This window comes from Methylosinus sp. KRF6 (assembly GCF_018887255.1).
Lineage (GTDB): Bacteria > Pseudomonadota > Alphaproteobacteria > Rhizobiales > Beijerinckiaceae > Methylosinus > Methylosinus sporium.
Genome location: NZ_JAHLJF010000001.1, coordinates 957,582 through 970,669 on the forward strand (window position 1 = coordinate 957,582; position 13,088 = coordinate 970,669).

Annotated in this window: 9 protein-coding genes and 1 tRNA gene; 7 read left to right on the top strand and 3 right to left on the bottom strand. The window is 59.6% G+C overall.

Translation table 11 applies throughout. The features are described from left to right. Window positions 1–208: 208 nt before the first annotated feature. On the top strand, window positions 209–5,245 hold the full coding sequence (locus KP010_RS04625; protein ID WP_216280490.1) for a PLxRFG domain-containing protein: 5,037 nt from the start codon (window positions 209–211) through the stop codon (window positions 5,243–5,245). 75 nt (window positions 5,246–5,320) lie between these two features. Here the strand turns inward: KP010_RS04625 and KP010_RS04630 are convergent, their stop codons facing one another. After that, window positions 5,321–6,136 carry a hypothetical protein gene (locus KP010_RS04630; protein WP_216280491.1) on the bottom strand — a complete coding sequence of 272 codons (816 nt, stop codon included), beginning with the start codon at window positions 6,134–6,136 and terminating at the stop codon, window positions 5,321–5,323. A gap of 348 nt (window positions 6,137–6,484) precedes the next feature. Here KP010_RS04630 and KP010_RS04635 point away from each other — a divergent pair, with 348 nt between their 5' ends. Next, complete coding sequence (locus KP010_RS04635; RefSeq protein WP_216280492.1) at window positions 6,485–6,646, top strand: hypothetical protein; 162 nt, start codon at window positions 6,485–6,487, stop codon at window positions 6,644–6,646. A 131-nt stretch (window positions 6,647–6,777) separates the two neighbouring features. Here KP010_RS04635 and KP010_RS04640 read toward each other — a convergent pair whose 3' ends face one another. After that, on the bottom strand, window positions 6,778–7,104 hold the full coding sequence (locus tag KP010_RS04640; RefSeq protein ID WP_216280493.1) for a hypothetical protein: 327 nt from the start codon (window positions 7,102–7,104) through the stop codon (window positions 6,778–6,780). 700 nt (window positions 7,105–7,804) lie between these two features. Between KP010_RS04640 and KP010_RS04645 the strand changes: the two genes are divergently transcribed. From KP010_RS04645 to KP010_RS04655, 3 genes are read left to right on the top strand one after another with little or no spacing between them, the layout of a single operon-like run. Continuing rightward, window positions 7,805–9,103 carry a hypothetical protein gene (locus KP010_RS04645; protein WP_216280494.1) on the top strand — a complete coding sequence of 433 codons (1,299 nt, stop codon included), beginning with the start codon at window positions 7,805–7,807 and terminating at the stop codon, window positions 9,101–9,103. A gap of 55 nt (window positions 9,104–9,158) precedes the next feature. Continuing rightward, window positions 9,159–9,497, top strand: a complete 339-nt coding sequence (locus tag KP010_RS04650) for an antitoxin Xre/MbcA/ParS toxin-binding domain-containing protein (protein WP_216280495.1) — start codon at window positions 9,159–9,161, stop codon at window positions 9,495–9,497. A 12-nt stretch (window positions 9,498–9,509) separates the two neighbouring features. After that, window positions 9,510–10,064: an RES family NAD+ phosphorylase gene (locus tag KP010_RS04655; RefSeq protein WP_216280496.1), complete on the top strand. Its 555-nt coding sequence runs from the start codon at window positions 9,510–9,512 to the stop codon at window positions 10,062–10,064. 534 nt (window positions 10,065–10,598) lie between these two features. On the opposite strand, the gene KP010_RS04660 is transcribed toward KP010_RS04655, so the two are convergent. Further along, window positions 10,599–10,674, bottom strand: a tRNA-Thr gene (locus KP010_RS04660). Window positions 10,675–10,885: 211 nt separating this feature from the next. On the opposite strand from KP010_RS04660, the gene KP010_RS04665 reads away from it, so the two are divergent. Both KP010_RS04665 and KP010_RS04670 read left to right on the top strand, forming a co-directional pair. Beyond that, window positions 10,886–11,842, top strand: a complete 957-nt coding sequence (locus tag KP010_RS04665) for a UDP-glucuronic acid decarboxylase family protein (RefSeq protein ID WP_142864731.1) — start codon at window positions 10,886–10,888, stop codon at window positions 11,840–11,842. A gap of 146 nt (window positions 11,843–11,988) precedes the next feature. After that, on the top strand, window positions 11,989–13,086 hold the full coding sequence (locus KP010_RS04670) for a helix-turn-helix transcriptional regulator (protein WP_185966647.1): 1,098 nt from the start codon (window positions 11,989–11,991) through the stop codon (window positions 13,084–13,086). Window positions 13,087–13,088 lie beyond the last annotated feature (2 nt).

Consider the following 13,088-nt stretch of genomic DNA (forward strand, 5'->3'; position numbering starts at 1 on the left):
AAATGGCGATCCGGCGTTCAAATCTCCAGAGCCTCGCAAGCTGTCCGAGCCGTCGATTACCGACGAGGCCATTGCCAAGTCTCCGACGAAGCCCGCGCCGCGCGCGCCGGAGCGATCCGTCGCGGAGATGTCTGAGCCGGAGCTCCGCGAGCGGCTGAAATTCATCGCCGGGCAGGCGAAGGCGGCGAAGGGCTGGACAAAGCCGCTCATGGTCGAGCGCCGCAAGGTCGAAGCGGAGATCGATGCGCGCGGCGCGCAGGCTGCAAAGCCGGCTGAGGCCAACACTGCGCATGAAGATTGGTGGGAACGTGGTCTCACCGGTTTCGGCCGAAAGCAGGCGGCCGAGCGCGCTGGTGTTCAAATTCCGAATGACAAGGTTCGCTGGCAATATCTGTCGCCAGAAAAGCAGAAGGCGCTTGGCGCGCTCGTCGGAACCGAACGTGATCCTTCGAAGCCGGCCGAGGAAGCTCTCCTCCCTGTCACCGACGAGAAGCGCGCGAAGGCGGTCGAATACGCCAAGCGCAATTGGTGGGGCGCACGCCCGGCGGCGGAAGCGTTCATCGAAAACAACGGGCTCGCCGACACCCACGAGGTCAAACAGGAAGGACGTAAGTTTTCCGCCGTGCCGAGGGCCGAGAACAGCTTCGTTCAGTTCGACAAGGACAGCGGCACGCTCGGCGTTCCGCGCGCCGAAATGCCGCAAGTCGCCGCCGAGCATCACGGCGCGTTGACTAATTTCCTCAACGCCAAGGGGATCGACCATGAGACGAAAGAGGCTCCGGCCGAAGGGCTGAAGCCGACGCAGGCCGAATTCTCGCCGGAGAAGGTCGAGAAGGCGAAGGATGCCGAAGGCGATCGTTCTGTCATCGTGTCGAACGACGGCCATGTGATCGACGGCCATCACCAATGGCTTGCTGCCAAGGACGAAGGCGAGCAGGTCAAGGCGATCGTTCTAAATGCGCCAGTTGAGAAGGCGCTCGAAGCCGTCAAGGAATTCCCGAGCGCGACGACATCGCAGGAGAGCGCGCCGACCGACACTGCCAAGGGAAGATGGTTCGGCTCGCGCGACAAGGCGGAGGCGTTCATCGAGAAGAAAAAGCTCGGCGCGTCTCACGAAATAAAGCAAGTCGGGAAGTTCCGGTTCGATATCGTTCCGAAGGGCGCGAATGCCGAGGCGGATCGCCTGAAGGCAGTGGAGGCCAGCAAGGAACTTCTCGGCAAGAAGATTGACCTGACGACGCCGACGCAGGCGGAAGCCGCTGCACCGAAAAAGCTATCCCCGAAAGAAAAGGCGGCGGCAGAGCGCGCTCGCGTCGAGGACTATTTTACGCCAGGGAATATTGTCAGATCGTATGGTGGCGGCTTCGATCGCGTTATCTCGTTCGATTGGAACAATGGCGATGTTCGCGCCACAGTCGAGTCAGTTAACAAGGATGGCGACAAGTGGGTTGCGAAAGACCGACCGAGAACGCATTCGACCATCCCAGATCGTGGCGACAAGATTGTCGAGAAGGCGGCTGTCGAGCCTTCCGAGAAGCCGCTCGGTTCAGACAATACGAGAGACGTATCGGAGGGCGCTGACGCCCCCGGTAGCCACCAAGGTGGCGATGCGAAAGCATCGCTTAGGGCTTGGATGCCCGACGCCAGCGAGATCAATCTATTTCATTGGAACGATCCTGGCAATGCCGGGATGAATGCGGAAGGGTTGCGCGACCATCTCATTCGCGGCAAAGATGGGCCGCTCATCCAGAAGCTCATCTCTTCTGGCCGGATCGTCCTCCATGCCACGGCGGACACGCTGCCGGGTGGCGCGCCGAATGGAACGGTCCAGGGTATGACGACGGCGGACGGGGTGATCCACCTTGTCGCCGACAATCTGACGCCAGAGACAGCGCGCGCCGTTCTCCTGCACGAAGCCTTCCATGCCGGGGCCGAGGCGCTGACTGGCTCGCGCGGCTGGAAATCGCTCATGGAGCGCATCCAGACGGCTGTCGATAAGGCGGTCGAGCGCGGCGACGTAGAAGGCTTCTGGGCCGATGCGCTCGAACAGGCGCGGGCGTCGGGCGGGCGTCTCGCCGAGGAAGCGGCGGCCTATGCGGTCGAGAACTATGAGCGCGCGCCGGCCGGCATCAAGGATATCGTCGATCGCCTCGTCGGTCTCGCGAAAGCGTGGGCCGTGCGGACATTCGGCCGGCAGTTCGGCTCAGTCACTCCGGCGCAGCTCCGTGCGCTCGCCGTCACCGCGCTGCGGTCGAGCGCCAATGCGGACGGCGTAAACAATGTCGGTTCGGGCGACGTTCGCTATTCGATCGCAAGTCCGCGCGATGTTGCGACGAGGACCGGCGGACTGTTCGACGAGTCACGACACGCGCTCAGCGATATCATCACGGACCTCATGACAGGAAAGAAGTCGCCATCGACAAGCATTCTCGGCGCAGTTCCGGTTCGGCCTCTCTTCCTCGAACTGGCGAAGCATCTTCCATCGGCGCGCCTATATCTCGATACGAAGCAGGCGATGGACGCCATGCGCAACAAATATGCGCGTGAAACGGATGAAACGCTTCAGCGCTGGTTCAAATTTGCGAACAAGATTGCTCGCGACGGAGCAAAAATCTACCGGCGGAATGTCGCCGAGAACACCGCGCTCATGGATTTGATGCACGAGAGCACGATCGCGCAGGCCGATCCGAGCAAGGAATGGGCTGGCCAGGAGAATATGACGCCAGCCGACCGCGACGACATGAGGCGCTTTCGTCCAGGCTCTGAGCGATATGATGCGGCGCTCAAAAAGCAGAACGATGACGTTGCGCGCAAGGCCGCATGGGAGGATTTGAAGACGCGCTACGACGCCCTGTCGAACGAAGCGAAGGCGATCTACGTCGAGGTTCGTGAGTCCTACAAGGCGATGGCGGACAGGACTGAGGAGCTGGTCATCCAGAATGTGAAGCAGGCGGCTGAGGCCGCGCTCACGCGCGCCAAGCGGGACCATGCGGACGCCATGACGCGCATCGCCGACGACGGTCTGGCCGGCAAGGAGCGCCATGACGCCGTAGCGGCGGCCGATCGAAAGCTTGCGCTGGCGCAAACCACAGGGCGTCGCGCCAGTGCCGCTCGCATCAAGCGGATGCGCGAAATGTTCGAGTCGAACCGTTTGAAGGGGCCGTATTTTCCTCTGGCCCGTTTCGGAAACTATTTCGTCACTGTCCGCGACAATGGCGGCAAGGTCATATCGTTTTCGAGGTTTGAAAGCGTATCGGATCAAAAGCGCTTCGCGAAAGAGCAGGAAGCTATAGCCGGCCAGAGCGTCGAGTTGGGGCTCGTCAAGAAGGAAAACGAGTTCAAGAAGATCGTCGATCCGACATTCATGGCGAAGCTTGACGCCCTGTTCGACGATCATGGTGTCGGGCATGAAGTGCGCGATCAAGTCTGGCAACGCTATCTCGAAAGCCTTCCAGACCTGTCGATGCGCAAGCATCGTATTCACCGGAAGAACCGCGCCGGCTTCAACAACGACGCGCTCAGGGCATTCGCTCACACAATGTTTCACGGCGGCCACCAGCTCGCGCGCCTTGAATATGGAATTGAGCTTCAAGAGCATATGGACAACATCGCTGAGGAAGTTCGCGCATCGGACGATCCGGTTCGCTCCGGCGCGGTATACGAGGAAATGAAGCGCGCTCATGATTTCACGATGAACCCGCAGGGCGAACCATGGGCCTATCGCCTGACATCCTTTGCGTTCCTATGGACGATGGCTTTCAATGTGTCGTCCGCCCTCGTCAACACAGAGCAAACGTGGTCGAAAGGTCTCGGAAATCTCGCCTTCGATATCGACACAAAGGCTGGCCGCAAGGAGGCGTTCTCGCAGCTCGCCAGAGCCACGAAAGAGTTTTTCATCGGGAAGGGCTTCATCGAGAACGCTTCGACGCTCACGGATGACGAGAGGGCCGCTATCGCCAAGGGATATGAGCTTGGCGTCATCGACAAGACGCAGGCCCATGATTTGGCCTCGATGGTCGAAACGGGCGTTTCCTACAATCCTCTTTGGAACTATATGATGAAGGCGGCTTCCGCTCCGATGCACCATACGGAGCGGTTCAACCGAGAGGTCACATTTCTCGCGGCTTATCGCATTGCTCGCGACAAGGGCTTGTCCCAGGAGCAGGCGATCAAAAAGGCAAGCGACCTGACGTGGATGACCCACTACGACAATCAGTCGTCGAGCAAGTCGCGCATGATGCGCGGCGACGTTGCGCGAGTTGTTTTCGCGCTCAAGAGCTATCAGGCGAATGTCCTGTTTCGTCTGTTCTACGACATTCATCAGTCGATGCACGCGAAGACGGCGGACGAAAGAAAGATGGCAATCGGGCGCACGACCACGATGCTCGCCATGTCTCTTCCTATTGCCGGATTGAGCGGCGCATTCGGTTTCCACACGCTCATGACAATCGCCGCCTTCTTCATGGGGCTTGCCGGCAACGACGACGATCCAGATGAGGAGCTACGGCGTATCATGTTGCAGATGACCGGCGACAGCATCATCGGCCGCGCGGTCGGCGGAATGATTATGGACGGAGCGCCGGGATACATCACCGGCACGGCGCTTTCCGACCGCATCGGCAACGCCGATCTTTGGTTTCGTTCGAACAATATGGAAATGAACCCGGAGCAAAAGTGGGAGTATCTTCTCGAACAGCTCGGCGGCGCGACGTTCGGGCTGGCGCATCAGATTTATCAAGGTGGCGTCGATGTCGCGAAGGGCAACGTAGAGCGTGGCCTGGAAAAGATGGCTCCGGCATTTATCAAAAATCCGGCCAAGGCCGTCCGCTACGCGATGGAAGGCGTGCAGGACAAGAACGAGAACCCAATCGTCGAATACGTCCCCTGGCAGGACATCATGAAGCAGGCGGCTGGCTTCACCCCTGCGGAAATCAGAGAGCGCATGGATCGCAACACGTTTCAGCGCAACATGCAGACGCGCATCCATGGCGAAAAGTCGGCGGCGCTGAGGGCGGCTGGACGGGCCAGGATGGGTGGCGACCAGAGCGCGATCGAGGCGGCGCAGAAGAAGGTGGACGCATACAATGCCGAAGTGCCGGAGGCGCGCATCACGCCGAAGAGCATTATGCAGGAAGCCAAGCGCTTCAAGAAAAAGCACGATCGCATGGAGTTCGGCGTCGATCTCGATCCGAAGCTGGAGGATCGCATCAAGGAAGGAACTGCGCCGTCGATCTATGCTCGTTGAGCGACGAAGCTGGTAGCGAAACGGCTCCAATCCAAGAAGGGCGCTTGACTGCGTAGCCGACCAGCCTCGCGATCGCTATCGCGCCTGTTGCGTCAACGATTCAAACTTAAGTTTTTCCATCTCGTGCTTTGCTTTTTCCGCACTTGTTATCGGCCCGAACCATTCATGCCGCACGGCGTCGCGCTTCGGCTTTAGCGAATTCATTATGCAAATTTCCCGAATTAGGCCCCGTCTGATCGCCTGATTCTTAATCGTAGCCCTGCGCCCGTCTCTTGCGTTTTCCTCGACAAATTGGCGGGCGGCTTGCCCTGTTGTGGTAGTCTGGCATTGCGCCATGAGCCATTCTTCGACATCGATCGGATAGCCGGCTATGTAGTCGAGCATTTCGTTTTGTGGGACAAGCACAGCGGCGTTAGATGGCGTTGAGAACATGACGTTTGCATAGCGATCAGGCACACCCATTTCGTGTAGATACTCGGCGACGCTGTTGCGCGCTCCCTCAGCCGCTCGAATCGATTCGTCAAAGCTCATGAGAGCGTTCGTGCTCGGGCTCACGAATGGTCTATGCAACATGACGTGTGAAACTGATCGAGGGAATCCCCCGGCGTATATAAGGAAACATGCGCTGGCGCATACGCACGGTGCGTTCGGATGGTCGTAATCCTTCTGGCAACTGGCCTGCTCGCTTTCCCCGCTAAAATCCGGGCCTTCTGTTTCAATCATCAGCTTACGCACAAGCCGTCCGATAGTGATTGCCTCCTGAACGGAGCCGCCCGGTGACCGCAAAATAACCTTATCGACATGCCGCCCGATATCCCGCACCACTCGCTCGAAGCTTCGGGCATCTCCAGAAACGATTTCACCCTCGATAAGAATGTCGTTTTCTGCCAATGGACACGAATCGTTGCCTCGGGGGGCCTTAGACGCGCATGTGCTGCTGAAGGGTTCTATATTCGCGGCTAGTGCCGGCAAACACCAGAACGACGCGAGAGCCAAACACGAAATTATAGCGATCGAAATTTGACGCACGATATGGCCCCGTTAGGCGAAATTCATTGCAACTCAGGCGATCATACTCCATCCGCGCGAACAACGGCAACTTGGCTGTGTGGCCCGATCATGCGCGGCGCGATATCGGCCGAGCATCGAAGTCAGATCGTCCGCAGTCTCGACGCCACGACATCCGCAACATATAGTCGCGCTTCCGGTCGCATGACGACCGTCTTTCAGGAGTCGATTATGAAATCTGCCATTCTGAAATATCTGGCGCTCGCCATCGCCACGCTCGCCATCTCTGCCGCGATCATCGACACGGCCGATGCGCGCGGCCGGAGCGGGAGCCATCGCTATGGCGGATATAACAGCCATGGGAAGGGAAGCCATTATTACGGCGGGCGCTGAAGCCTGTCGTGTTGGGCGACCCGACACGAGCGTCGCTCAAAGCACCACGACCTCTGATGAACAGGCGGCGCGTATAGCTGCCGAAGGGGCAGAAATGAGAATGGGCCGCTCGCGCGGCCCACTCTTGAACCTCAGAAATACTCGCCTTCCTGAAGGTCGTGGGCTTGCTCGGCCGCTTCGGCTATTTCCTCGAGAAGTTCCAAGGCGCTCTTCGGCTTCGAGCCGGAGCCGACCCAACGTAGCCTCTCGCTGACAATTTCGCCGAAGCCCTTTTTGGTCGCCCAAAGCCGCTCAAGGCGCTTGTGAATCGAACTTCCGTTAAGGGCGGCCATTTCCTTCCCGAGAGAAGACAACAGCTCTTGAGCTTCCGAGTTCCTGCTATCCTCCGGGTATTGTTCCTGCTTTCGAGCACGCCAGTGAGCGGTCGATTCGCAGTCGACGAGACATTCTAGTTCCATTTCAACGCTCCCTTTTTTGGAGCGCCGAACCATTTGATTTTCGGGCCAATCGAATGGCCAATGCGAGTTTGGATTACAGCGCAGAACAACTTAAGCACGATTTCTCGCCGATGGCAATTAATGGAAGCTTGTGGCAAGGGTGCCCAAGCGCGTCCGGGCAATCTTCGTCAGTGCATCTGGCTTGTCGTCTTGTCGTTCTTCTCGCTCGGCGCTTTCATGGTCCCGCCGGATGCTTCTTAACGCTGTGAATCGCCCCCGGGATTGCCCGGCTGCGACCGAGGCTCAGGCCACGCTCTCTTCAATATGGTTCGTCCGGCGCAGGTAGAAGGACGCGTTCCACGATGCTGCGGCCGAGAGCGGCATCCTCGCTGGCTCGCGTCAGCCAGACCACCCTCGGAGCGGCCCCAGCGCTCAGCTCGTACCACGCCGAGCCCTGGAAGTTCGTCGAGCGCAGATCGAGATGCTTGGCTTCCTGTGTCAGGAGCTCCTCCTATGGCTCGAACGATCGAATCGCCGCCGCCCACTCGACCTCCTGTCCATTGGAGGTTGTGGCGAAAGGCGCGATGCTTGGCCTTGATCCGATCGGAGTGCGTACTTTTTGATATGGATTGCTCAAGGTCAGGAAGTCAATAAAAATGCCAATTGCATTAGCAATGGAAAGCGCTATCATATTGTCAATTCTGAATGCGGAGAATGATCTATGTCTGACCGCGTGACAGCTTTCCCCGTTCCCGTTCGGGCTGCTCCGGCACCGCTCGGCCTGTATCTCAGACCCGGCCATATCGGCCATCGCGAGCTTGGTACGATCCTGCTTTCGGGACCTCAGAAGATTTTCGGAGCGGTAATCGACGCGACCTCCGTCGAGCACCAAAAAGACCTATGCGAGCAGCTTCTCAGGAGCAACTTGGACGTGATCCTTGATCCTAAGACGCAGGCCGCCGCCTTTTCTGGTGGCTTCCGTCCTTCGATGTCCAAACTCCCGTGGGGAGCCGACCGGCCACTTCGGCTGGAAGATTTTCGTGATTTGCAAGGGCGTCAACGGGTCGTGAAGCTCGCTGAATTTATTGTCGCGAATGGGTTCACTCAGGCAATCTGTCCGACACACTTCCTCGTCTCGCCAAACGACCCATGGTTTGGCATTGATTTGGAGCTGACGCGGTGGCTTCGAGCCGAGCTTGATCGTCGTGGCGGCAAGCGGATTCCACTCATCTATTCTCTTGCTATCGCAAGCGCAGTTTTTCGGGATGCGGATCAGCGGTCGGCGATCATTGCCGGGCTTGCTAATGTGCCGATCGACTCGCTGTGGTTGAAAGTCGACAATTTCGGCGCTGATGTCGGCGCGTTTGCGCTCGCCCGTTTCATGGACGCCGTTGTCGACCTGCACAAACTCGACGTCCCAGTCGTCGCGGATCATATTGGCGGCGTCCCGGCGTTGGGTCTGTTAGCATTTGGCGCAGTTGGTGGGATCGCTCACGGCATCACGGCTGGAGAGAAATTCTCATCATACAACTGGCGTAATCCCAAGACCTCATCCGGGGGAGGTGGTGGATGGCGCATCTATTGCCCGCCGCTCGGCCTAATGCTCTCGCGGAAAGAAGCTGAACTGCTATTTGCCTCCTCGCCGCGCGCGAAAGGGTTGTTTGCGAACCGCAATGCAGCCGCGTGTCCGCGCGGCGTGGAGGATATGTTTGGGCATCCGGCTCGTGCCTTCGTCGTCCAGCGCGCCGATGAAGTGGCCGGCTTAGGCGCGGTCCCAGATGTCTTACGGCCGCAGCACTTTCTGGAAAAAAGCGTGCGGCCAATGACGGATTGTGCTCTCGCGGCGTCGAAAATCAAGTTCGACGATGAGGGCGGAAAAAAGCTTGGCAAGCGCCTAGCCAAGCATCGCAAACATGTTGAGGACTTACGCATTGTGCTTGGGGCTCGCGCGGAGCGGACGCCGCCAAGCTCTTTCTCGGCGCAGCCAGCGACTCGCATCGCTCGCGATCACCAAGGCTGAAGCCACACTGAAGCAGCGCATAACGAAAAAAGAAAAGGCGCTATGAGAGGATACAATGAGCAACGCGATCGCCAGGAAGCTAAGCGTCATTCAGGAGAAGGGCGCAATGCGTTCAGTGGATGTCGCCAATCTGCTGAATGCACGCCCAGAAACCGTATCCCGCTGGAACCAGGGCAAGGCATTCCCACGCCCTGACGCAGAAAAGCTCTTGTTGCAGTTGGAGTTTATCATTGACCAGTTGTCTGACATTTACGAGCCACAAGAGGCACGTATGTGGCTCTATTCGCCACAGCGGCTTTTGGGGAATCGGTCGCCGGCTGAGCTTATTCAGGAAGGACGTTCTCAGGAGGTAATCGTGGTCGTCAACCAGTTGCGCGACAGCGTGCATATCTGAGGCCGGTGTCACTTGCTACGTGATCCTTGGCTCATCGACCAACTGGTCAAGGCTACAACCGAGAGCTTTGACGGCGACGTGTTTCGCGCGACACGCCGAAATCTCGATCCAACGACGCCATCGACATCGGGCGGCCGTTGGGCGCCGGTTGACGGTCCGGCAGTCCTCTACACGAGTTTCGAGCGTGATGGTGCTCTCGCGGAAATCGCCTACCACTGGAGGCAATTCACTCCGAGGCCGACGAAGCCGGCTCTTGTGCATAAACTTGGTATCAAGTGCGATCGAACACTCAAGTTGATTCGCTCTGACATACAAGCGCTAGGCGTCGAGATGGGGCGGTATGATGAGCCGAATTATCGTCGCACGCAGGAAATCGGTGCCGTCGTTGCCTTCATCGGATGCGACGGTCTAATTATCCCATCGGCGCGATGGAATTGCGAGAATCTTATCATCTTCACTGACAATATCGCTATGGACATCGACTTCGAACGAAAGTCAGTGGAAGAGGTGGATTGGCAGGTGTGGGCTCGATCGGCAGGAATGTTGGACGATGCGTCACAAGAATGATGGCGGGTGAGGCCGCCATCTATGGCCTGTCCTAAGGTATGGCGACGGCCACCTGAGCACTGAGGTTTGGGAGGCTCTGACGGAGATCGGCCGGCAAGAACCGGTGCGGAACTTCGACGATACTGTGTCACGAGCCCTGACGAACGCCCGCAACGCGGTCCAGAAGATCGGCGATCTCCGCTTTTTGCGAAGGGGTTCCTTTGCTGGCGTGAAGATCGGGCCAGCTCCTGGCATTGGCCTGTGCGCCGCCGGTATGGCAATGGTGGGGCGCATTCTGCCCGAGCCGCCCGATCTACCGTTCCCCGGATGCGATCGGCGCTACTGTAGCTGCTCGTGGCGGATGGTGACGAAATAGGAGCTAGAACGAGGAGGAGGCTAAGCCGTAATCTCTCTGGCCGTCCAAGGCGCGCCGCCTCGGTTCTGCCGATATCTGGCGGTTACCCTGAATTTCCCATTTCTGCTTACCGAATGCTTACCGAAGCGGAAATTAGAGCGGGACGCGCCTGAAATTTCGCCACAACACATTGATTTTATTGGTGCCGGTTGCAGGATTCGAACCCGCGACCTACTGATTACAAATCAGTTGCTCTACCAGCTGAGCTAAACCGGCGTTTGGACGTCGGGCACTCTATACGCCGACGCGCTTCGCCAGAAAAGAGCGCGGGCGGCAGGTTCGAAACCGGCCGGCCCGTGTCTCGGCGCTACGAGCCGAAGCGGCAGCGTTGCGCCAGGGAGAGCGAAATGCTATCTGGACACCTCACGTCGCAACGAATCGAAATTCGAGAACTTGCCGCTTTTTGTGAGATCATCCCGGGCGTCACATGGACAATCGCAGGATTTTGGTCACCGGCGGCGCGGGGTTTCTCGGTTCCCATCTGTGCGAGCGGCTGATCGCGGCCGGACACGAGGTCCTCTGCGTCGATAATTTCTTCACTGGCCAGCGTAAAAATATTCACCATCTGCTCGATCACGACAACTTCGAGCTGCTGCGCCACGACGTCACCTTTCCATTATTCGTCGAGGTCGACGAGATCTATAATCTCGCTTGTCCCGCTTCGCCGATCCATTATCAATTCGATCCCGTGCAGACGACCAAGACCAGCGTCCTCGGCGCGATCAACATGCTCGGCCTCGCCAAACGGCTCAAGGTCAAAGTATTCCAGGCGTCGACTTCGGAAGTCTATGGCGATCCTTCCGTCCATCCGCAGCCGGAATCCTATTGGGGCAATGTCAATCCGCTCGGGCCGCGCGCCTGTTACGACGAAGGCAAGCGCTGCGCCGAGACTTTGTTCTTCGATTATCATCGGCAGCATCGGCTGAAAATCAAAGTCGTGCGCATCTTCAATACTTACGGCCCGCGTATGCACGCCCGCGACGGACGCGTCGTCTCCAACTTCATCGTGCAGGCGCTCAAGGGCGAGCCGATCACCATTTATGGCGAAGGCCTGCAGACGCGCTCCTTCTGCTATGTCGACGATCTCATCGGCGGCTTCACGTCGCTGATGGATTCGCCCGACAATATCGTCGGTCCGATCAACATCGGCAATCCGAATGAATTCACCATTCGCCAGCTCGCCGAGCAGGTGATCGACCTCACCGGCTCCGCCTCCAAGCTCGTCTTCGAGCCGTTGCCGGCCGACGACCCCAAGCAACGCCGGCCCGATATTTCCGCGGCGGAGAGCCTGCTCGGCTGGGCGCCCACAGTTCAATTGCGCGAGGGCCTCCTGCGCACTATCGCCTATTTCGACGAGACGCTGGGCCGGCCTCGCCGAGCATAGCGACGCGGTAGCGCGTTTCCGGCCGAAGCGGACGCCGGTTCGGTGTAGGAAACGGAAAGGTTTCAGCGCGCGGCGGAGCGTCTCTCTTTCGAGGTCGCGTGACGGACATCTCGCGTCCCTCGCTCATGACCGGCGGACGTCGTCCAATGTCGAGAGTCGATCAGTCGAAATTCGAAGCCTTGGCCGACCGAATCTACGAGGCCGCCGTCGTTCCGGAACTCTGGCCGGAGCTGCTCGAAACGATCGGCGCGCTCAGCGGCGCTTTCGGCGGCGTTCTCTTCGCGAGCAATCCGCAATTTTCGGGCTGGACGGCGTCGCCGCGCATCGCACCCATGTTCGTCGAATTCGTCGAGAAGGGATGGGCGGCGCGCAATCCGCGTCCGGCGCGCGGCCTCGCCTTCGGCGCCGGCGGCTTCGTCGGCGATCACGAGCTTTTCTCGCCGGAGGAAATGGACGCCGATCCCACCTATGGCTATTTGCGCGGCCAGGGGATGGGCTGGTGCGCCGGCAAGATCGCCGCCCCGCCCTCGGGCGATATGCTGGTCTTCAGCTGGGAAAGGCGCTTCGTCGACGGCCCCTTCGATCGCGCGACGCTCGACGCTTTGAACGCCATCGGCGGCCATCTCGCCCGCGCGGCGCTCATCGCCGCGCGGCTCGGGCTCGAGCGCGCGCGCATGGCCGCCGAGACGATGCGCGCGCTCGGCCTGCCGGCGGCGGTATTGTCACGCTCGCATCGGCTGCTGCTCCCCAATGATCTGTTCACGCGCTTCGCGCCCTCGCTGGTGCAGGATCGGCGCGAGCGCGTAGTCATCGCCGATCCACGCGCCGACGCGCTGTTCGAGCGGGCGCTCGCCCGCTTGCGCGTGATCGGCGCGCCGGCCTGCGTCCAATCGCTGCCGATTCCCGCCCGCGAGGGCAGCCGGCCGCTGATCCTGCATCTCGCGCCGATTCGCGGCGCGGCGCAGGATGTGTTCGCCGCCGGCGAATTGCTGCTGGTCGTCACCGAAGTGACCTTGGGAGCGGCGCCCAGCGCCAGCCTGCTGCAAGGCCTGTTCGATCTCACCCCCGCAGAGGCGCGCGTCGCCCGCGCCATCGCCGCGGGCCGGCCCGCCTCGGAAATCGCCAGGGAGCACGGCGTCTCGGGGGAGACCATTCGCACTCAGCTCAGATCGGTCTTCGCCAAGACCGGCGTGTCGCGCCAGGTCGATCTCGTCCGCCTGCTCGCCGGCGTCACTCTGCCATGAGC